21 protein-coding genes, 1 tRNA gene and 1 other RNA gene are annotated in these 18,656 nt (G+C 62.7%); 7 read left to right on the forward strand and 16 right to left on the reverse strand.

Annotated elements, in window-relative coordinates; translation table 11 throughout:
• Positions 1 to 175: 175 nt before the first annotated feature.
• Positions 176 to 1,039, reverse strand: coding sequence for a fumarylacetoacetate hydrolase family protein (locus HAH_RS09325; RefSeq protein ID WP_014040703.1), 864 nt, complete (start codon positions 1,037 to 1,039; stop codon positions 176 to 178).
• 455 nt (positions 1,040 to 1,494) lie between these two features.
• On the reverse strand, positions 1,495 to 2,097 hold the full coding sequence (locus tag HAH_RS09330) for a class I SAM-dependent methyltransferase (protein WP_014040704.1): 603 nt from the start codon (positions 2,095 to 2,097) through the stop codon (positions 1,495 to 1,497).
• Positions 2,098 to 2,197: 100 nt separating this feature from the next.
• Here HAH_RS09330 and HAH_RS09335 point away from each other — a divergent pair, with 100 nt between their 5' ends.
• Positions 2,198 to 3,883, forward strand: coding sequence for an acyl-CoA synthetase (locus HAH_RS09335; protein WP_014040705.1), 1,686 nt, complete (start codon positions 2,198 to 2,200; stop codon positions 3,881 to 3,883).
• Positions 3,884 to 4,284: 401 nt separating this feature from the next.
• Here HAH_RS09335 and ffs read toward each other — a convergent pair.
• Positions 4,285 to 4,597: signal recognition particle sRNA (gene ffs / locus HAH_RS19120), an RNA gene on the reverse strand.
• A gap of 79 nt (positions 4,598 to 4,676) precedes the next feature.
• The gene (locus HAH_RS09340; RefSeq protein ID WP_044951903.1) at positions 4,677 to 5,090 is read right to left on the reverse strand and encodes a DUF7548 family protein; all 414 of its coding nucleotides are present in this window, start codon (positions 5,088 to 5,090) and stop codon (positions 4,677 to 4,679) included.
• A gap of 79 nt (positions 5,091 to 5,169) precedes the next feature.
• Here HAH_RS09340 and HAH_RS09345 point away from each other — a divergent pair, with 79 nt between their 5' ends.
• Positions 5,170 to 5,445: a DUF5798 family protein gene (locus tag HAH_RS09345; RefSeq protein ID WP_014040706.1), complete on the forward strand. Its 276-nt coding sequence runs from the start codon at positions 5,170 to 5,172 to the stop codon at positions 5,443 to 5,445.
• A 74-nt stretch (positions 5,446 to 5,519) separates the two neighbouring features.
• Positions 5,520 to 5,594: transfer RNA gene (locus HAH_RS09350), tRNA-Arg, on the forward strand.
• A gap of 349 nt (positions 5,595 to 5,943) precedes the next feature.
• Here HAH_RS09350 and HAH_RS09355 read toward each other — a convergent pair.
• The 6 genes from HAH_RS09355 to HAH_RS09380 all read right to left on the reverse strand — a co-directional run bounded on the left by HAH_RS09355 (position 5,944) and on the right by HAH_RS09380 (position 9,561).
• Positions 5,944 to 6,939 (reverse strand): hypothetical protein, encoded by a 996-nt coding sequence (locus HAH_RS09355; protein WP_014040708.1) that lies wholly within the window; start codon positions 6,937 to 6,939, stop codon positions 5,944 to 5,946.
• A gap of 89 nt (positions 6,940 to 7,028) precedes the next feature.
• The gene (locus HAH_RS09360) at positions 7,029 to 7,445 is read right to left on the reverse strand and encodes a PIN domain-containing protein (RefSeq protein ID WP_014040709.1); all 417 of its coding nucleotides are present in this window, start codon (positions 7,443 to 7,445) and stop codon (positions 7,029 to 7,031) included.
• A gap of 9 nt (positions 7,446 to 7,454) precedes the next feature.
• Complete coding sequence (locus HAH_RS09365) at positions 7,455 to 7,685, reverse strand: hypothetical protein (protein WP_044951905.1); 231 nt, start codon at positions 7,683 to 7,685, stop codon at positions 7,455 to 7,457.
• Between the two features lie 409 nt (positions 7,686 to 8,094).
• On the reverse strand, positions 8,095 to 8,973 hold the full coding sequence (locus HAH_RS09370; RefSeq protein WP_044951907.1) for a mechanosensitive ion channel family protein: 879 nt from the start codon (positions 8,971 to 8,973) through the stop codon (positions 8,095 to 8,097).
• A complete protein-coding gene (locus tag HAH_RS09375) occupies positions 8,973 to 9,221 on the reverse strand; it encodes a YhbY family RNA-binding protein (RefSeq protein WP_008313216.1) in 249 nt (82 codons plus the stop codon). Before HAH_RS09375 ends, HAH_RS09370 begins: the two co-directional genes overlap by 1 nt.
• Before the next feature lie 52 nt (positions 9,222 to 9,273).
• Positions 9,274 to 9,561, reverse strand: coding sequence for a ribonuclease P protein component 4 (locus HAH_RS09380; protein WP_005538431.1), 288 nt, complete (start codon positions 9,559 to 9,561; stop codon positions 9,274 to 9,276).
• Between the two features lie 509 nt (positions 9,562 to 10,070).
• On the opposite strand from HAH_RS09380, the gene HAH_RS09385 reads away from it, so the two are divergent.
• Positions 10,071 to 11,120 carry a glycosyltransferase family 4 protein gene (locus HAH_RS09385; RefSeq protein WP_014040712.1) on the forward strand — a complete coding sequence of 350 codons (1,050 nt, stop codon included), beginning with the start codon at positions 10,071 to 10,073 and terminating at the stop codon, positions 11,118 to 11,120.
• Positions 11,121 to 11,143: 23 nt separating this feature from the next.
• Here the strand turns inward: HAH_RS09385 and HAH_RS09390 are convergent, their stop codons facing one another.
• Complete coding sequence (locus HAH_RS09390) at positions 11,144 to 12,466, reverse strand: MFS transporter (RefSeq protein WP_014040713.1); 1,323 nt, start codon at positions 12,464 to 12,466, stop codon at positions 11,144 to 11,146.
• Positions 12,467 to 12,586: 120 nt separating this feature from the next.
• Here HAH_RS09390 and HAH_RS09395 point away from each other — a divergent pair, with 120 nt between their 5' ends.
• Positions 12,587 to 13,690: a glycosyltransferase gene (locus HAH_RS09395; RefSeq protein WP_014040714.1), complete on the forward strand. Its 1,104-nt coding sequence runs from the start codon at positions 12,587 to 12,589 to the stop codon at positions 13,688 to 13,690.
• A 32-nt stretch (positions 13,691 to 13,722) separates the two neighbouring features.
• Here the strand turns inward: HAH_RS09395 and HAH_RS09400 are convergent, their stop codons facing one another.
• From HAH_RS09400 to gatC, 4 genes are read right to left on the reverse strand one after another with little or no spacing between them, the layout of a single operon-like run.
• Positions 13,723 to 13,908 carry a hypothetical protein gene (locus HAH_RS09400; protein ID WP_044951910.1) on the reverse strand — a complete coding sequence of 62 codons (186 nt, stop codon included), beginning with the start codon at positions 13,906 to 13,908 and terminating at the stop codon, positions 13,723 to 13,725.
• A gap of 41 nt (positions 13,909 to 13,949) precedes the next feature.
• Positions 13,950 to 15,095 carry a M48 family metallopeptidase gene (locus tag HAH_RS09405; RefSeq protein WP_023843327.1) on the reverse strand — a complete coding sequence of 382 codons (1,146 nt, stop codon included), beginning with the start codon at positions 15,093 to 15,095 and terminating at the stop codon, positions 13,950 to 13,952.
• A gap of 54 nt (positions 15,096 to 15,149) precedes the next feature.
• Positions 15,150 to 16,427 carry an Asp-tRNA(Asn)/Glu-tRNA(Gln) amidotransferase subunit GatA gene (gatA, locus tag HAH_RS09410; protein ID WP_014040717.1) on the reverse strand — a complete coding sequence of 426 codons (1,278 nt, stop codon included), beginning with the start codon at positions 16,425 to 16,427 and terminating at the stop codon, positions 15,150 to 15,152.
• A complete protein-coding gene (gatC, locus tag HAH_RS09415; RefSeq protein ID WP_014040718.1) occupies positions 16,428 to 16,706 on the reverse strand; it encodes an Asp-tRNA(Asn)/Glu-tRNA(Gln) amidotransferase subunit GatC in 279 nt (92 codons plus the stop codon).
• Positions 16,707 to 16,930: 224 nt separating this feature from the next.
• Here gatC and HAH_RS09420 point away from each other — a divergent pair, with 224 nt between their 5' ends.
• Positions 16,931 to 17,905, forward strand: a complete 975-nt coding sequence (locus tag HAH_RS09420) for a transcription initiation factor IIB (protein WP_008313196.1) — start codon at positions 16,931 to 16,933, stop codon at positions 17,903 to 17,905.
• Positions 17,906 to 17,948: 43 nt separating this feature from the next.
• Positions 17,949 to 18,422 carry an NUDIX hydrolase gene (locus HAH_RS09425; RefSeq protein ID WP_023843328.1) on the forward strand — a complete coding sequence of 158 codons (474 nt, stop codon included), beginning with the start codon at positions 17,949 to 17,951 and terminating at the stop codon, positions 18,420 to 18,422.
• A gap of 1 nt (position 18,423) precedes the next feature.
• Here HAH_RS09425 and HAH_RS09430 read toward each other — a convergent pair whose 3' ends face one another.
• Entirely contained in the window at positions 18,424 to 18,630 is a 207-nt protein-coding gene (locus tag HAH_RS09430) for a DUF2061 domain-containing protein (protein WP_014040720.1), read from the reverse strand.
• Positions 18,631 to 18,656: the final 26 nt, after the last annotated feature.

Genomic DNA, 18,656 nt, shown 5'->3' on the forward strand with positions numbered 1-18,656 from the left:
AGCGTGTAGTCAACCGAAGGGTGACAAAACTCTGTCGGGACAAATCCTCACAGCAGACCGACACACAGGCACGCAATCGGAACCAGTCGAGGGCCGAGTGGGGTATCACGCTGTGAAACCCCATGCGAAGGGGTTCCCAGAGAGACCGCGGCCCCGTTCCCGGTTCACTAGCCGCTTAGACGACCGTGGCGGGATTTTTCAGCGTTCCGATGGACTCGATGTCGATGGTGACTTCGTCCCCTTCCTGCAGCGTAAAGTCGTCGTCGGGAACGAGCGAGGTCCCGGTAAGTAGCACCGATAGTTCGGGGACCGCGTTGTGTGCGGTGTAGTACGAGACGAGTTCCTCGCAGGTGCGTTTCATCTCGCTGGTGTTGGTCTCCCCGTGGTAGACACGCTCACCGTCGCGGTGGATCGACATCGAGAGCGCCAGCGAGTGCGGGTCTTCGATGTCCGTGACGACGGCCGGGCCGACCGAACAACAACGGTCGTACACCTTGGCCTGAGGGAGGTACAGCGGGTTCTCCCCCTCGATAGACCGACTGCTCATGTCGTTGCCGATGGTGTAGCCGACGATTTCTCCCTCGTAGAGAACAATCGCAAGCTCGGGCTCGGGCACGTCCCAGTCCGAGTCGGCCCGGATACCGACTGCTTCGTTGGGGCCGACAGTCCGATTGGGCGTCGACTTGAAGAAGATCTCCGGTCGCTCCGCATCGTGCACGTACAGATACATCTCCGGCGTGTCGCTTTCTTCTGTCCGCGCTTCTTCGCTGATCTGGTACGTAACGCCGGCGGCCCAGACTTCGTCGGCAGTGACGGGGTCGGTAGCATCGGCTTCGAGTCGCTGCTCGGACACCGCTTCAGCGGTATCGAGATGGCGGGCACTGAGTTCATCCGGTGCAGTCTCCGCAATCGAGGCCGACTTGAGGAGGTCACGGAACGTGCGGAGTTGCGGTTTGACGCTGGTCAAATCGTACACACCGTCCCCAGTTTCGACCGCTAACCGCTGTGAGTTCCCGTCGCGTAGCTGGTAGTACCTCATACAGAGTAGCAAACTGCAACAATACATCAATCTTGCGCTGCCAACGGCGTACTTCCTGCCTGTCGCAAGGGGACACAGACACTAGTTGTGGAGAGCATCAGCTATCCGGCGGTAGACACACAGTCGGTACAAACGGCACTTTCCACAGAGACACACAAGGGAAACTCGCTTCCGTCGGTCAGTAATCCATTTCGCTTCAGGCGAACCGCCGTTCAGTAATACGGAACATCATGGATGACAGACGTACATACGTTATTCTGGTGTCCCAGTGAGTCTGTCGTGAGAGATGGACTTCTATCGAGCCACAGATCACGTCCGAAGTTGGACTTGAGTTCCCTAAGTACCACGTAAACTTCTAACCGCACTCATTTTTCTTACCAAATAGCACATATATGGATATATATTATTAATATCTAACTTCGTATGCCTTAATATAGTGCTATCTGTGCAAAACTTCACTTAGGTGGCCGAAATATGCGGACAGTATCTCGCTTTCCATCCATTGAATCTACTTCAGTAAGTCCACAGTCTGTGAACACCGCGTTCCAGTCCCGATAGTACAGCGGGACGTTGTCGTCGACGTAGTTTACCTCACCCGGGTCGCCGCCCTCGTTCTCGACGGTGATCAGCAGGTCATCGACGATACGCGCCAACTCCCCGAACGCCCAGTCCACGTCCGGGTGGAGGTGCTGTAGCGTCTCGACGGAGAAGACGACGTCGTACGCGTCGTCCGCGACATCCGTGACGAACTCCTCGATAGCCATCGCGTGGAACGAGCCGGTGGCCGCAAGGTCGGGATACGTCTCGGCGAGGACATCTAACGCGTCGGCGTTGATGTCGACCCCGGTCAGATCCGAGTAGCCAGCGTCAGACAGTGCAGCGAGATGTCGCCCGGAGCTACACCCGACCTCCAGAATAGCCGCGTCCTGCTCGACGTGCTCCGCAAGTATCGACTGCACTAGCTCACTCGTCTCGTCCGCTCCATAGTAGGCATAATACGCGGGGGAGTATTCGCCGGACCGGTCGGCCCACTCCTCGCGGATGTCGGTAGAGTCCACGGTCAAGTCGGGAGGGGAAGACGGAAAGTTCTGCCGGCTCGGTCGCAGCGGCGGTGGTTCGACCGAAAGACGCAACAGCCACCCAGCCGACCGGTATGCCATGGTCTGGACAGTGATGCCGGACTTCGAGGGGTACGACGAGGCCCGCGATCAGTTCAGCTGGGACCTCCCGGCGTCGTACAATCCGGCGGTCGATTTTCTGCAAAAACACGACGACCCCGACAGGGTGGCGCTCGAACAGGCATACCCCGACGGGCGGCGCGAGCAGTACACGTTCCGCGAACTGGACGAGCTATCGGACAGGCTCGCCGCGGGGCTGGCCGGGCTCGGTGTCGAGGCCGGCGACCGGGTCGGCGTCGTCGTACCACAGAAGCCACAGAACCCGATCACACACTTGGCGAACTGGAAGCTCGGAGCCGTCTCGGTTCCGCTGACGGTCCTGTTCGGGACGGACGCACTCCGGTATCGGCTGGACGACGCCGGCGCGACCGCCGCTGTTATCGACCCGGCCGTGCGCGGCGATATCGATGCAGTCCGAGACGACTGTCCGGCGCTGGAACACGTCGTCGAGATCGAAACCGACGCACCAGCCGGCGATATCCACGCCTTCGAGGACGTGCTCGCCACGCCGGAACACACCGATATCGAACCCTACGAGTCCACACCGGACACCGATACGGCGATACTGTACACGAGCGGGTCGACGGGGCCGCCGAAAGGCGTCCGGCACTCACACGCGCTCTGGCTCGGGCGAGCCGCGGCCGCGTACAACTTCTTCAATCACGGGCTGGGACCGGACGCGACGGTCTGGACGCCCGCGGATTGGGCCTGGGGCGCGGCGCTCGGGGGGACGCTCTTCGCGACGTGGCACCACGGCGGGACTATCGTCGGCTACCCCGCTTCGGGGTTCGATGCCGAGGGAGCGTTCAGCCTGCTTTCTGAGTTCGGCGTTACCCGGTCGTTCATGCCGGCCACCGCCCTCCGAATGCTGATGGACGTCGAGAACCCGACGGCGGCGTACGATCTCGCAATCAAGACGTTCGCCGTCGGTGGCGAGTCACTGACCCCGGAAATCGTCGACTGGGTGGCTGAGACGTTCGACTCCGTCACCATCAACGAGTTCTACGGCCAGACGGAGCTGAACCTCGTCGTCGCCAACAACTCGAACTGGTTCGACACTCAGCCCGGCAGCATGGGTAAGTCGTTACCGGGGTATGACCTGACAATTCTGGATCCCGAAGCCGCCGACAGCGGCGTTGCCGACCCCCTCCCAAGCGGCGAACTCGGCGAGATAGCGGTGCGACCCCACGACCGTTCGGTGTTCTTCGACGAGTACTGGAACATGCCAGACAAAACCGCAGCCAAGGAGGTCGAGGGCTGGTTCGTCACCGGCGACCTGGCTCGACGGGACGACGACGGCTACGTCTGGTTCAAATCGCGCAAGGACGACGTCATCATCACCAGCGGCTACCGCGTCGGACCGATGGAAGTCGAGAGTGCAATCCTTGAGCACCCCGACGTGGTCCAGGCGGGCGTCATCGGTGTGCCCGACGACACGCGTGGAGAGATCATCAAGGCCTACGTTGAGACAGCCGAGGACGCACCGGCCCGCGAACGGCTTCGGTCGGAAATCCAGTCCGCCGTCAGAGCGCACCTCGCCGAGTATGAGTACCCTCGCGAGATCGAGTTCGCCGATGCGTTGCCCCAGACGACCAGCGGGAAGATCCGGCGGAAGGAATTGCAGGAGTGGGACGCCGACGACAGCGCTGCCGGCGGGCCACCGTAGTCCCCAGTGTAACTCTCGGTAGTCATAGAGCGTCCGAAATCAGTTGTGTATCGCGGATACTGTCGGCAGCGAGAGGTACGTTGGATCTCGATATGCAAATTTCTGGTTCGAAAAGACGATAATCGATAGAAGATTGTAATTATAGTTCTATCAGCTGTTTTGATATTCATATCCTAGATATGCAGAGCTAAATCTGAAGGTCAGATCTAAGACACCCCTTCATTGGTGTCCCTCTGTAGTGTGTTGGTCAACCATGAGCCGGGAGCGTGGTCCAGCGGATGGTGGACCTCAGTCGTCAACCTCCGTTGACCGGCATCCGAGCGACGTACAGATTGCGTCGATAGCTTTCGGAAAACGACTACAATACGGCTGCTCGGGGAAATTAAACGCAGGTATGAATGGAACGGACAGCCAGGATGGCCCGGCGTTCGGACGCGGGTAATCCCGTTTGCCTCCTCCACCCCGCGACCCCACGAGCGACGGGTGTTCGATGGTCCGCTGCTCACTTCCGTGCCTGGCGGAGTGCCATCGTTTAACCACATGGGCGCACCCCTGCAGGTGCGACCACGCGGACCGCCGTCCCCGTGGGACGAGGCTTCCACGTTAGCTTACGGGGTCCACGTCCGTCAGACCGGACGCCCCCGGTGTTCGGTCCCCGCTCAAGACCACAGTGCGGGCGAGGAGGGGGGCCTAGCCCCCCGACCTAGTCCATCTAAGAGTCCGCCGCCGCCCCATAAGGGCCTTTCGGATGCGCCCACAGATCGCTGGACGACGCGCCGGTAGGCAGACCGGCCTACAGCAGGTCAAGCGCCCGCGCGAACCACGTCCCTCCGAGCGGGATGAGTATGCTCGCGAGGACGACGCCCCAGCGGTGGTACTCCATCAGTGTCGACTCAGTCAGTCCCAGCACGAGGCTCTCGGGAACGGTGACTGCCCAGAGGACGCTGAGGGCGACGATGAACACGCCCATGCCGATGCTGGCCCCCGCCGCAACACTCGGGTCCGACCGACCCTCGCGGCCGGCCGCCAGCACGATGATGCAGACGAGCGCGAATACGCCCGGTAGCAGCGGGGATAGCGCCCCTGAACTGTAGTACGCCCCCACGGCACTGGTCGTCTCGACGAGGCCATACGGGACCGCGAGTGCAAGGAGATATAGAACGCAACCGACGATGCCGACAGCCGGAGCGAGCCGTAAGTCGTCCATACCGTTGCTCGGTCCGGCGGCGTCATAACAGCGACGTTCGAGCGAAACGAGGAAATGTCGCCTCTCCGTAGCCGTGACCATGGGACTGGGTTCCACCGCGAAAAAGATACAGAAGGTCGCCGACATCGCCGAGGACCTCTACAAGAAGGTCAACGAGCTGAAGACGCAGCTGGAGGACCTGCGCAGCACCGTCGACGAGACGAACACCCGCGTCGACGGGATGGAGCGGGAACTGGCCGAACAGCGCGCACTCATCGAGGCACTCGCCGAAGAACGGGGCGTTGACACGGAGGCTGTCGTGGCCGAGGTCGCTGCTGACACCGACTCCGACACTGCTGAAGCGGTTTCGGAGTAATCCCATGACTGCGGTCCCATCACGCGGCGGAACCGGTTGGTTTAAACCATAACGTCATCATACCATTGTACGTAGGGCGCTTAGCTCAGCTTGGACAGAGTGCTTGGCTTCGGACCAAACCGTCGGGGGTTCAAATCCCTCAGCGCCCGTATCGCTTAATTCATCCGAATTTTCCGCGTACAGGGGTTTAAGCCCCAAATATGATTTTATTACCTCGATTCCTTTCGTTCGACAATCGAACGGTTCTGAGTTGGAGCGGTGTCGTCTGGTGATTCGCGTACTTCTACACGGACCTCACGGGGAAATCAACCGCCAATTACGACGCTACCACCGCTTGTGTCGGGTAACTTACGGCGCTCAAGAACCTTCCTAAACTTCGTCAAGTAGTTCGGGCTGAATACAGAGAGTGTAGTCAGCACAGCGGCCTCATTTGCTCCAGATACGTTACGTTTTGTAAGCTGCTCAGTAGGCGTGTCACGACGAATCAGCTGGACCACACTACGTGGAGTCGCCCGCCCTTGTCGTCACCTGGTAACGTTCTCCCTGGAACTCGTAGATGCGGGAATCGTCAAGTCCGAAGGGCGGGATGGAGCTGGTGAACTCTTCTATCCGGACTCGGGCGGCGTCGTATTCCCGGCTCAGTGCGATGGCATCGCGCAACTGATCGTCGCGTACAACCTGCTCAATGATGATTTGCTCTGCATGGGGCTCGGAGTCGTCGATTCGTTCGAGCATATACGCATCGTGTTCATCGTTGTCGTTGTCAGCCTCACCCCGGGTTGACCGTGCAACCAGCGTCTCGCCGTCCCATTCCGTCTCGGCGATGGCGGCTGTTGTGGTCAACTGCAGTGGATCGGCCTGCAAATCGAAGCTTGCCGCGAGCGCAATTGGCTCCTCGTAGGAACCTGCTTCGAACCACCCATCGGTTGCAAACGCGTAGTGCCCGCCGCCGAGCCCATCGGCTGAGAGTGATTCCGTCCCTTGGACCCTGTCGATGGCAGCGCCATCGTTGACGCTACCAGTCGTAACGGTTAGCGTCCAGGTGTGGTCCTCGCCGGCCGCCATTATTGCCAGTGGTTGTGGCGTAGACCGAGGCATGATATAGTACCAGCCGCCATCGACTCGTTTGTACAGTTGCCAGTTGTAGAAGTTCGCCTCGAACCGCTGTGCACTCCGGTTTCTGAGCGTGAAATCGGTTGGTTGATCCAGTTGGACGGTCTGGGTTTCTGGAACGAGGACCACTGGCATCGCCTCAGGATCGACCGCCTCATAGCAGACGACTTGGGCGGCGTCATCGAACGGTGGGCACGCCTCCGAGGCAGTGTCACCGGGGAACTCCGGCACCGCTTGGGTCGGTTCGGTTGGGGAGTTGCCATCGGCGGTTGTCGTCGATGTCGCGTTTGATTCGTCTGGGGCGGCCGTACAGCCGGCAAGCAGTGTGGCAAAACCTGTAGAGAGGCCAGATAGAATCTGTCTTCGAGAGGGGTTGGGCATGTTAGTTCGCTCCCGATGCGATTCGTATATGTTTTCTGTCCGGTCAGAAGGATCTCCACTGCGCGCCGCTGAGAGCCTTATTCAGGCGTTTAGCGGGTGTCAAACGAGTTAATCACGTCGATCGTCGAGTAAGTCTCGGCCAGATCCTGGTCGTCAAAGTCGGAATCATCGCTCCAGATAGCTGCATCGTTGGCAATCGCACACGCCAGATAGAGAACATCGTCCGGGTCGGTGTCACCGATTGCTTCCTTTGCCCGTTCGATAGCTTGGTAGAAGTCGTCAGCAGGAACAACGTCGATGTACTGGAACAGGAGGTCGATGAATTGTGTCACTCGGTCCTGCTCCATCCCAGATTTCTTCACGATTAGCTCCTCGTAGTTCTCGATTTCTTCGTAGACGAAGGCGGGTGTCAGGAGGTCGGGTTCGAGCGTGACGATGAGCTCACGCGTTTTCGAATCAGCGATGAGTGCAGATATGACAACGTTGGCGTCGATGACCAGCTTCATTCGTCGTGTCTATGCCGATTCCTCGTCAACGCGCTTACGTCCGCTATCGTTTATTTTGTCGGCGATTTCCTGTACGTCGCTCTCGGTGAGATTACTCTCACTGGTGAGTTCGTCCATCACTTCGAGCGCCTCGATTTTTTCTTCGATGGCCTGTCGCGTGATCTCGCTCCAGTTGATCTCCGGGTGGCTCTCCATTCGCTCCTTGAGGTCGTTGTCCACATTGACGGTGATACTAGGCATACAGAAACCTATGGATTCACAGATTACTGTATTTTTTGGTGTATCTAAGAGCGCTCGAAGTCGGTTGCCTCACGCCTATCAAGGGGATTCGCTCGCCCCACGAACGAGCGCCCTCAGCGCCCGTGATTTCTGTGCGAACGACAGTGAGCGGTGAGGAGCGTCGGCTGCGGGATTTGAACCACGCGAGACGAGCGAGAGCGAGTCTCGCAGTCGGGTGAAAATCCCGCAGCGCCCATCGCAGATCTTCTCCACCCAAACCGTCCGACAGCGGCGGCTTAGTTCTGCCAGTAAACGGAATGGACTTACTGTCCCGAGGTGACGGAGGCCGCGACCGAAGCACGAGTATGGCGATACCGACACGGTAGCCAGATACCCCGGCATTTACAGCCAAAATACGCTACTGTGCGGTTCAGTCGTCGGCCGGCTCCACGACGCCGTCGAGTCCGGTCATCTCCAGCCCGCCACCGATGGTCCGGTTCGGGTACGGCATATTGATGTCCTCGGCATCGAAGCGTTGCTTGACTGCCTTGACGTATTCGGCGCGCGTCTTGACGAAGTCGGACCGACTCGGGTTCTTGATCCAGATACGGGACTGCAGTCCGACGGAGGAGTCACCGAGTTCAACGAGGCGAACCGATGGCTCGGGGTCGTCCATAATCTCCGGGTGTGCCCTAGCCTCGTCGAGAATGATTTCAGTCGCCTCGTCGATGTCGTCGTCGTAGTCGATACCGAACACGAACTTCAGTCGGAGTTGCTCCTTGGCGACGGGGTTCTTGATGACGCCGTCGGTCAGATTCGAGTTCGGCACGGTCAGCAGCTCGTTGTCGAAGGTCCGGACGCGGGTAACACGGAGACTAATGTCCTCGACGACGCCGGAGTTGCCGTCCCACTCGATCCAGTCGCCGATCCGGAACGGCTTGTCGGTGTAGATGAACACGCCGGCGACGAAGTTCTGGATGACGTCCTGCATCGCGAAGCCGATGGCAAGCGTCGCCGCGGCGGCGATGGTTGCCAGCGACTGCAGGAAGTTCCCGTACTCGGCCATCCCGAAGGCGACGGAGATGGCGACGAACACGACACCGATGCTGACGACCTTCTTCAGCGGCCGCCGTGCGTGGGTATCGAGGTCCCGTGACTTGAGCGAGCGGTCGACGATGGGGAGCACTATCGCCTTCCCCAATGCGTAGACGAGGACGAAGGCGACGACGAAGACCACTGCCGAGGCGATGGACCCGGCCGCCGGTACGCCGAAGCCATTGAGTAGGTCGGTGAGCGGTTGGACCTGCATCATTTCTCGAACACCGCGGTGTGGCCCCGCACTTGAATCACCTCAGCGTTGACCATCTCGGCCAGGTCGTCAGCGAGTTCCTCGGCCGTCGTGCCGCCCCGGGACGACCGGAGGAACTTGACCTTCACGAGGTCCGTGTTTTCCAGTTGGTCGTCGAGTTCGTCCGCTACGGATTCGATGCCGTGTTTGCCGACGCGGAGCGTCGCGTCGAGGTCGTGTATCCGCGACTGTCGAGAAGAGTCACTCATGTACACCGTTTAGCGAAGACAGCCCCTTAAAACCAGCAGTCGTAAAGAATCCTCAGTCGTACGGATAGCGGGACTGTGACCCACAGTCACACGTAATGACGACGTGGCCGGACTGGGTCCGGGATCGGGCGTTGTGTCCGTGCAGCAGGTACGTGTCGCAGGCGTCACACGTCGACCGCTCGAACGACCGCGGCAGGCGCAGCCGGTGGCGTTCGGCGACCCGGCGAGCCCGGCGGACGTACGACCGGGCGCGCTCCTCGTTGCCGGCCTGGACGGCCTCGCGAGCGAGCGACTGAAGGCGCTCGATCCGCTCGCGGGCGATGGTCGCCTCGTCCGTCATTGGCGGTACTGGGTCGGCGGCGGGAAAATGCCTTCCGAACGAGCTAGCAATGGTCGCCGTACGATTTGGTAGCTTTGTGAACAGCCGGAAAGCCCCGAGACGCTGGGCTACTGCGACTCTCACGGCTCGCTTCGCTCGCCGTTCGAGTGGTCGCGGCGCGGAGCGCCGCGCACTCGCTGCGCGCTTCTTCGCTCCCTACCGTCGCTCATGCAGTGCTTGCTTCGTCTCGAACGCCCAGCGTCTCGCCCCTTTCAGTCCCACCTGTGACTGTTCGACCAGCCGACACGGGTGGGACTGAAAGGGGCCGCGCTATCGACGAACCCCGGTGAAGCAAGCACTGGACTGAGTGAACGGAGTGAGCGAGGGAAGCGCACAGCGAGCCGCGGGAGTCGATAGCGCGGGGGCTTTCTGGCTGTTCTGAACGTTTGTTTGGTAAGTAAACGCTTCTAATCACACCCTCCACAAGTGAAGTCGATAGGATTTTCGGCCCCGACAGAGTTGCCCGAGACGTGCGCGTCCTGAACTATCTCGAACTGGCCGACCGCCTCGACCGGTCGGGCATCGGCACCGCCGTGGACCACCAGCGGGCGGCGCTGTCCGAGACCGACATTGAGGTGGAGACGACGCCCTGGCAGGAGGGCCATCCGGCGTGGGCACTGGGTGGCAATATCGCCTTCAACGACCCGGTGTTCCGCGAGTTCGACATCGCCCACTGCAACATGATCGGACCCGGCTCCGTCGCCGTGGCACAGCACGCGGCGCAGGCGGACATCCCGCTCGTCCTGCACGCCCACGTCACCCGCGAGGACTTCCGGGACAGTTTCCGCGGGTCGAACCTGGTCGCGCCGGCGCTGGGTCGCTACCTCCGATGGTTCTACTCCCAGGCCGACCTCGTCCTCTGTCCCTCCAAATACACGAAGAATATCCTCGAATCCTATCCCGTCGACGCGCCGATACGGCCGATGACAAACGGGGTCGACATCGACGCACTGGCGGGCTACGAGGACCTGCGCCAGGATTACCGGCAGCGCTACGACCTCGACGGGATGGTCGTCTTCGCCGTCGGCAACGTCTTCGAGCGCAAGGGGCTGACGACGTTCTGTGAACTCGCCCAAGAGACGAAGCACGACTTCGCGTGGTTCGGCCCCTACGACGCCGGGCCACAGGCCTCCAGGACCGTCTCGCGGTGGGTGAACGACCCGCCCGAGAACGTGACCTTCACCGGATGGATCGAGGACATCCGCGGGGCGTTCGGGGCCGGTGACGTGTACCTGTTCCCGACGAAGGCCGAGAACCAGGGCATCGCCGTGCTGGAGGCGATGGCCTGCGGGAAGGCGGTCGTCCTCTCGGACATCCCGGTGTTCCGGGAGTACTACGAGGACGGCCACGACTGTCTCATCTGTGCGGACGAAGCGGAGTTCCGCGAGGCGCTGGAGCGTCTCGCCGAGAACCCCGACCTGCGGGAGCAACTGGGCGAGAACGCCAAAGAGACGGCCAGAGAACACAGCTTAGACCGGGTCAGCCGGCGGCTTGTCGAGACGTACGAAGAGCTAGCCTGAGGGTCGTTCGAAGCCGACGATTGTTATGCCGATAGCGGCTCGCTGTCGACCGACACCGCTGGCGAGCGCCGCCAGACGACCGCGACCAGTGCCGCACCGACCAACACCAGCGCGCCGGCGACGGCGAACGCGAGCAGGAAGTCGTAGCCGCCGAGCCAGCCGCCGAGTAGCGACCCGATGCCGCTTGCCAGCCCGGAGATAGCGGTGTAGAGCCCGAGCGCCTCGCCGCGAATCGCCGGCGGCGCGAGCTGGGTGACGACGCTGGCCGCGGTGACGGCGATGACGGCCCAGGCGACGCCGATGAGGACGAACACGATACCGTTGAGGATCGTTCCCACGAGCGTCGCAGACAGCAAGAGCCCCACGACGGCGACAGCCGGATGAAGCGCGGCGCGGGCCAGCAGGCCCCCGACCTGGAGCCCGCTCGGGCTGTAGCGTTCGGCGAGTGCGCCAGCGCGGTCGTACCACAGCGCCGAGCCGACGCTGGAGACGAGATACAGCGCGAAGACGAGTCCCGACTCGTAGCCGAGCGTCCGCGAGAGATACAGCGGCAACGGCCCCCAGAACACGCCGAAACCGACGAAGAAGGCGATGACGGCCCCGAAGTAGATGGTCAGCGACGGGGAGAACCGGGCCGCGACTTCTCGGGGGTGTATCGACCGCGTGAGCCAGTACAGCCGCCCCGGACCGACCGGGAACGTCGCACTTCGGACCGGGAGCCGGCGCGACCGGGCGATGGCCCGCGCCATCCGACCGGCCCGCGGCCGGTCGAGTTCGTCGGGGTCGGACGGCAGCCACTTCGCCCCGAAGAACGCCGACAGGCCAACGGCGGCCGCACACAGCCACAGCAGCGACTGCTGTGCGGGGATCTCTCCGAGAGGTCCGGAGAGCAGCGCCGTCCACACGAGACCGAGGACTAACCCGCCGGCCCAGCCCCAGCCCTGGTAGCGGTTCAGGACGGCGAACCGGGCCGGCCAGTCCCGCTCGACGGTTCCGGTGGTGACAAGCAGCGTCAGCACCGGCGCGGCAGCGCCGGCCGCGAACCACAGCAGGCCGTTGCCGACGATGACCAGCCACGGCTGTTCGGTGAGCAAGACGAGCAACAACGCGGAAGTCGCCAGCCCCAGTGCGAGGAGGACGAGCGACCGGCGCTTCCCCGTTTTGTCAGCGACGCGTCCGAAGATGAGTGCCCCCGGCGCACCCGCGGCGGCGGCCACCCCGGCGAGGACGCCCAGCATGAACGTCTCGCCGCCGATGGCGACGAAATACAGTGGAACGAGCAACGAGCCCGCGCCAAACGCGACCGATGCGATTGCCCAGGCGTACAGCCAGCCGTCCCGATCCATTACCTCAACTGTGCCACGGTCCCCCAAAAGAACTCTGGCACCCGCCAGATAGTGACAACTGTCTGACTGATGGCGTGCCAATGGCAACGGTTTAAGGCCTGGTCCTGCTACGCCGCGGCGATGACACTGCCGCACGTCGCGACGTTCACCGACACGTACCTGCCGACCGTCAATGGGGTGACCTACACGGTCCAGACGTGGCGGGACCGCTGGCGCGACCGCGGCGGTCGCATGGGCGTGGTCTACCCGAAAAGCAATCACGACCCATCAGAGAACGAGTATCCGGTCCGGAGCCTTCCGTTCCCCTTCTACGAGGGGTTTCGCCTGGGGATGCCACAGATACCGAAGGGTGTCCGGGACGCCGAACTGGTCCACGCCCACACGCCTTTCAGCCTCGGGATGGCGGGCCAGCGACTCGCGGGCAAACTCGACATCCCGTTCGTCGCGTCGTATCACACGCCGACGAGCGAGTACGCCGAGTACGTCTCGTTCAACGGCGCTGTCGAGTCAGCGGTCCGCTCCAGCGCCGAGAGCTACGAACGCTGGTTCCTGGGCCGTGCCGACACCGTGATCGCGCCAAGCGAGCGCGCGGCGACTCACCTCCGGGAGGCTATCGGCCTCGATACGACAGTGACCGTCGTTCCGAACGGCGTCGACACGACCGTGTTCGAACCGGTCGACACGGCCGACTTCCGGGACCGCTACGACCTCCCCGATAGCCCTATCGTCGGCTACACCGGCCGCCACGGCTACGAGAAGTGCCTTGAGGACATCATCACCGCCTGCGAGGGGCTGGACGTGACTGTCGTGTTCGCCGGTGACGGCCCGGCCCGTGAATCGCTCGAAGCGACGGCCGAGCACAGCGACGTCGACGTGTGGTTTCTCGGATTTCTTGACCGTGCAGAACTGCCCGAACTGTACTCGACACTCGACGTGTTCGCGTTCCCCAGCCCCGTCGAGACGCAGGGTCTGGTCGCGTTGGAGGCAAACTGCTGTGGGACGCCCGTCGCCGGTGTCGACGCTGGCGCACTCAGCGACACTATCGAGGACGGCGAAACCGGCTACTCCTACGACGAAGGCGACATCGACGGCTTCCGTCGGGCTATCGAGCGCGTCCTCAACGAACGCGAACACCTTCGGGAGCGCTGTCTCGCCCGGCGGGACGTGATCAGCGTCGAGCACGCTATCGACAAACTAGCCGACGTGTACGACAGCGTGCTGTAGCTGTCGCCGGCACAGCGTCTGCGTCGCGTAACTCAGGCCCGCGAGTGCGACCAGCCGATACCGAAAGCGAGCCCGTTGAGTGTGCCAAGCAGTATTCCAAGATAGAAATCCCCCAGTGACACGGCCAGTATCAGGCCGGCCCCGACTCCCAGCGCCAGCCCTTTCAGGACCGTTGGCCAGTGGAGCCAGCTGAGTCGCCCCTCGGCGTCGTCGCTCATACGCTCTCTCGGGTCGCCGGCGAGTAAACTGTACCCCTTCGTCACGGCTGCCCGCGCCGGTCGAGGGCGGACTGGTGGTCCTCCAGAGCAGCGATGCGGTCAGCGACATCTGGATGCGACCCGGGCAGCAGCCGCTCGGAGACGCTCCGCCAGCGGTGAGCGAGCCGTTCGGCCCGCCCCTCCGGCGGAGTTTGCTCGTCGGACGCAATGGCGTGTGGGATCACACAGAGTTCTCGAACACCGGTCTCGGCGGTTCGGATGTCTGTGGTCGGACGCTGGTCGTCTGTCAGCGTCTCCAGCGCGCTGGCGAGTGCTGCCGGGGAGCCACAGATGGCGACACCGCCCGCGTCCGCGGCGTACTCCCGAATCCGTGAGAGGAGCCGGTAACAGGCTGTGCTGGCGAGATACAGCGTCGCCGTGACCGGTATCGCGATGACAGCGAAGAGCAGCATCACGAGGTGAATGTTCCCGCCAGCGACCCACGTCCCGTCCTCGTCGTCGCCGCCGAGGAACCAGTGGAAGAACATCGAGTACTGCAGCGTCTTTCCGAGCGTGCGAGTAAACAGCGCGCTGACGGTCGGGAGGAACGCGGCCGCAGTCATGACGAACGCGTCGCCGTTCTTGAGGTGGGCCAGTTCGTGGGCGATGACGGCGTCGAGTTCCGCGTCGTCGAGCTGGTCGACGAGCGCCGTGGTCACGACCAGCGTCTGTTCGCCGGGCCGGCTGGCGACGTAGCTGTTGGGCGTCTCCGAGTCGATGACTGTCACGTCCGGTGTCACCATATCCGCCGTCTGTGCCAGCCGAGCCACTCGCTCTCGGAGGCGGTCGGCGGTTTCGCTACGCCGTATCTTCGCCCGCATCGCGTCGACGGATTCAGGATCGGACGCCCTAGATTCGGTCGCAGTTGTTCCGGAATCCCGGAGCGTCATCCGGTAGCCGTAGATGGACTGGACGGCGAGCACGAGCGGCGTCCCGACGAGGACGACGGGCCACAGCGGCACGATATCGAACCCCATCGTCCAGAACAGCGTCCCGGTATCGTAGCCGACCAGCGGCAGGAGACCGAACGCGACGTGGCCCAGCACGTACGTGACGGCGACAGCCACGGCGTCAAAGGCGACGAGCACCACTACGAGCGCGAGGAGGCGTGCGCGGAGGGACCACGTAGTGGACGGGCGGGGAGCCATAATTGTTCGTTCGTTATGACGAACAAAAAGCGTACGGGAGGGTCCGGCCCTGCCTCAGGCCAGCGCGCTGCCGGCCCGAATTATTTCGCGTTCACCAAACGCCGGGCCGACCAGTTGCAGCCCCACAGGTAGCCCGTCGTCGGTTTCGCCGGCGGGGACGGAGACGGCCGGGAGGTTCGCGAGGTTCACCGGCGTCGTGTTGGCGTCTGCCAGGTACATCGTGAGCGGGTCGTCAAGGCTCTCGCCGCGTTTCATCGGGGGGACGGGCATCGTGGGTGAGGCGAGCACGTCGGCGTCCTCAAGCGCCTCGTCGAAGTCCTGTTTGACCCACGCACGAGCGTCCTGGGCCTTCTTGTAGTACTTGTCGTGGTAGCCCGCCGAAAGGGCGTAGGTTCCGAGGAGAATCCGACGCTTGACCTCCTCGCCGAAGCCTTCCTCACGGGCGTTCGCGAAGGACTCGTTCCAGTTGCCGTCGTAGCCGCCGGACTGCCCGTACCGGACGCCGTCGAACCGCGCGAGGTTCGAGGAGGCCTCGGACATCGCGATGACGTAGTACGCCTCGACAGCGTGTTCGACGGAGGGGAGGTCGACCTCGTGGTAGCTCGCACCCTGTGCTTCGAGGTCGTCCATCGCCGCCCAGAACGTCTCGACGACGTCCTCGTCGGCCCCGTCCAGCAGTTCCGTCGGAACGCCGATAGAGAGTCCGTCGACGTCGCCGTCGGCGGCCGCCGCGTAGGAGCCGTCGCTCTCGGGCGCTTCCTGCGTCGTCGCGTCGTGTTCGTCCGGCCCGGCGATGACATCCAGCAGTTCCGCAGCGCCCTCAACAGACGGCGCGATGGGGCCGATCTGTTCGAGGCTGTTGGCGTAGGCGACGAGGCCGTATCGGGAAACCAGCCCGTAGGTCGGCTTGATACCGACGACGCCACAGAAGGCGGCCGGACAGCGGATAGAGCCGCCAGTGTCGCTGCCGAGTGCGAGGTCAGCGTCGCCAGCGGCGACGACAGCGGCCGAGCCACCGGAGGAACCGCCCGGCACCCGGCCCTCGGCGACGGGGTTCTCAACGGGCCCGAACGCCGACGTCTCGGTGGTCGTCCCCATCCCGAACTCGTCCATGTTCGTCTTGCCGGGGATGGTCGCGCCGGCGTCTTTCAGGCGCTCGACGACCGTTGCGTCGTACGGCGGGACGTAGTCTTCGAGCATCGCCGAACCGCAGGTCGTCCGGACGCCCTCGGTGGAGATGTTGTCCTTGACCGCGACGGTCTTGTCCGCCAGCGGGCCGTCGTCCGCGCCCTCGATGGTCTCGTCGGTGATGTAGCCGTTGTACGCCGTCATCTACGACACCTTCGGCCCTTTGAACTGCCCTTCCTCGGTGTCGCTGGCGTTCCGGAGCGCTTCCTCCTGTGAGAGGCTTTCGCGTGTCTCGTCGGGGCGCATCACGTTCGAGAGTTCGGCCTCGCGTTCTGTCTCTGGGACGTCATCGAGCGCTTCGAACGCGTCGAGGATGTCGCCCAGCTGCTCGGTGAACCGCTCGATCTCGTCGTCTGCGAGGTCGACACGGGCGAGGTCGGCGACGTGCCGGACCTCCTCGGGATCGACGGCGGGGTCGCTCATGTCGGGCCGGAGTGCTGGATGCGCGGTAAGCGTTTCGAAACACCGGGCAGATATATAGCATAGTTAATAATTGTGGAAGCGAATACACAAGAATTGCCAACTCTTGTTTCCCCTTCGGAAAATTGGACTTCTGAAACGGACAAAAGTTTTAAGTCGCCGTAGATACAACAGTAGGCTACAACACGTTTTTCGGGTACGATACCCGGTTGTCCCACCCCCAACAAATGACCGATACCAGCATCCGCCGATACTCGAACGAGCGCGAGACGGAGACAGAGCAGACGGACGAAGAGGAGTCGGAGACGCTCGTCTGTCCGGAGTGTAACGGGTCGTTACTGTCCGACAGCGAGCGCGGTGAAACGGTGTGTGAGGACTGTGGGCTGGTCGTCGAGGAGGACGAGATCGACCCCGGTCCCGAGTGGCGCGCGTTCGATTCGAAGGAGAAAGACGAGAAATCCCGTGTCGGTGCGCCGACGACGAACATGATGCACGACAAGGGCCTCTCGACCAACATCGGCTGGCAGGACAAGGACGCGTACGGCAATTCCCTGTCCTCGCGCCAGCGCGAGAAGATGCAGCGACTGCGCACCTGGAACGAGCGGTTCCGTACCCGCGACTCCAAGGAGCGCAACCTCAAACAGGCCCTCGGCGAAATCGACCGCATGGCGAGTGCCCTCGGACTGCCCGAGAACGTCCGCGAGACGGCCAGCGTCATCTACCGTCGCGCACTGGACGAAGACCTGTTGCCCGGCCGCTCCATCGAGGGCGTCTCGACGGCGTCGCTGTACGCCGCCGCGCGACAGGCCGGGACGCCGCGGTCGCTCGATGAGATTGCCGGCGTTTCGCGCGTCGAGAAAGACGAAATCGCCCGGACCTACCGTTACGTGGTCCGCGAACTCAGCCTCGAAATCCAGCCGGCCGACCCCGAGAGCTACGTCCCGCGGTTCGCGTCGGACCTGGACCTCTCCGAGGAGGTCGAACGGCGCGCCCGCCAGCTGCTCCAGAACGCCAAGCAAGAGGGCGTCCACTCCGGGAAGTCGCCGGTCGGCCTCGCCGCCGCTGCGGTGTACGCCGCCTCGCTGCTCACCAACGAGAAGGTGACTCAGAGCGAGGTCAGCGAAGTGGCCAATATCTCCGAGGTCACCATCCGCAACCGCTACCACGAACTGCTGGAAGCTGAGGACAACATCCACCCGTAACCGGTATCGTAACCTAAACCACCGACTGTGCCGTGCCGTCGGTATGGAAACTACTCGGCATTTTGTCGCGACCGTCTACGTCGTTAGCGAGGGTTGTGTCGCGCTCCACGAACACAGTAAGCTCGACATGTGGCTGCCCGCCGGCGGCCACATCGACCGCGACGAACTCCCCCACGAGGCCGCGCTCCGCGAGACGCGCGAGGAACTGGGCCTCGACGTGGCCCTCATTGCCCCACAGCAGGACATCGAAAGCGAAACGGTCCAGTCGATGCCCCAACCACAGCACTTCCTGCTGGAGGACATCAACGTGAACGCCGAAGGCGAGGTCGGCCACCAGCACATCGACTTCATCTTCTACGGCCGGGCAGATAGCCGCGACATCACACCGGGGCCAGGCGAACAACCAGCTGATGACTGGGAATGGTTTTCTATTGACGACTTACAGGACCGGAGCGAGGAACTCCCGGCTGACGTGGTCGAGGTCGGCCAGCAGGCAATCGGTGCTGTCGGCGAGTGACTTACGCCTCACTGACTCCCCAGTCGATGTTCGCCCAGAGTCGTTCCCACACGTAGTACAGGACTGTCTTAGCAGCCGCCGCTGAAAGCCCGATTTTCGCAGACGACCCGAGTTCACCGGTAAACAGGAAGGCGATGCCGAACACGACGCTGGTCGCGAATAGTCGGTAGCTCACGGCCTTGACGACTGACCGCCGGTGTCGTGTCATTACGGCCCACCCCACTGTACTGCCAG

The sequence above is a fragment of the Haloarcula hispanica ATCC 33960 genome (assembly GCF_000223905.1).
Classification (GTDB): domain Archaea; phylum Halobacteriota; class Halobacteria; order Halobacteriales; family Haloarculaceae; genus Haloarcula; species Haloarcula hispanica.

Excerpts from the sequence above, each read along its gene's own strand:
- HAH_RS09360 (WP_014040709.1), bottom strand. The coding sequence starts at position 7,445 with ATGAAGCTGGTCATCGACGCCAACGTTGTCATATCTGCACTCATCGCT.
- HAH_RS09400 (WP_044951910.1), bottom strand. The coding sequence starts at position 13,908 with ATGAGCGACGACGCCGAGGGGCGACTCAGCTGGCTCCACTGGCCAACG.
- gatC (WP_014040718.1), bottom strand. The coding sequence starts at position 16,706 with ATGAGCGACCCCGCCGTCGATCCCGAGGAGGTCCGGCACGTCGCCGAC.
- HAH_RS09345 (WP_014040706.1), top strand. The coding sequence starts at position 5,170 with ATGGGACTGGGTTCCACCGCGAAAAAGATACAGAAGGTCGCCGACATC.
- HAH_RS09325 (WP_014040703.1), bottom strand. The coding sequence starts at position 1,039 with ATGAGGTACTACCAGCTACGCGACGGGAACTCACAGCGGTTAGCGGTC.
- HAH_RS09365 (WP_044951905.1), bottom strand. The coding sequence starts at position 7,685 with ATGCCTAGTATCACCGTCAATGTGGACAACGACCTCAAGGAGCGAATG.
- HAH_RS09390 (WP_014040713.1), bottom strand. The coding sequence starts at position 12,466 with ATGGATCGGGACGGCTGGCTGTACGCCTGGGCAATCGCATCGGTCGCG.
- HAH_RS09370 (WP_044951907.1), bottom strand. The coding sequence starts at position 8,973 with ATGCAGGTCCAACCGCTCACCGACCTACTCAATGGCTTCGGCGTACCG.
- HAH_RS09395 (WP_014040714.1), top strand. The coding sequence starts at position 12,587 with ATGACACTGCCGCACGTCGCGACGTTCACCGACACGTACCTGCCGACC.
- HAH_RS09430 (WP_014040720.1), bottom strand. The coding sequence starts at position 18,630 with ATGACACGACACCGGCGGTCAGTCGTCAAGGCCGTGAGCTACCGACTA.
- HAH_RS09340 (WP_044951903.1), bottom strand. The coding sequence starts at position 5,090 with ATGGACGACTTACGGCTCGCTCCGGCTGTCGGCATCGTCGGTTGCGTT.
- HAH_RS09405 (WP_023843327.1), bottom strand. The coding sequence starts at position 15,095 with ATGGCTCCCCGCCCGTCCACTACGTGGTCCCTCCGCGCACGCCTCCTC.
- HAH_RS09420 (WP_008313196.1), top strand. The coding sequence starts at position 16,931 with ATGACCGATACCAGCATCCGCCGATACTCGAACGAGCGCGAGACGGAG.
- HAH_RS09375 (WP_008313216.1), bottom strand. The coding sequence starts at position 9,221 with ATGAGTGACTCTTCTCGACAGTCGCGGATACACGACCTCGACGCGACG.
- HAH_RS09355 (WP_014040708.1), bottom strand. The coding sequence starts at position 6,939 with ATGCCCAACCCCTCTCGAAGACAGATTCTATCTGGCCTCTCTACAGGT.
- HAH_RS09380 (WP_005538431.1), bottom strand. The coding sequence starts at position 9,561 with ATGACGGACGAGGCGACCATCGCCCGCGAGCGGATCGAGCGCCTTCAG.
- gatA (WP_014040717.1), bottom strand. The coding sequence starts at position 16,427 with ATGACGGCGTACAACGGCTACATCACCGACGAGACCATCGAGGGCGCG.
- HAH_RS09335 (WP_014040705.1), top strand. The coding sequence starts at position 2,198 with ATGGTCTGGACAGTGATGCCGGACTTCGAGGGGTACGACGAGGCCCGC.
- HAH_RS09425 (WP_023843328.1), top strand. The coding sequence starts at position 17,949 with ATGGAAACTACTCGGCATTTTGTCGCGACCGTCTACGTCGTTAGCGAG.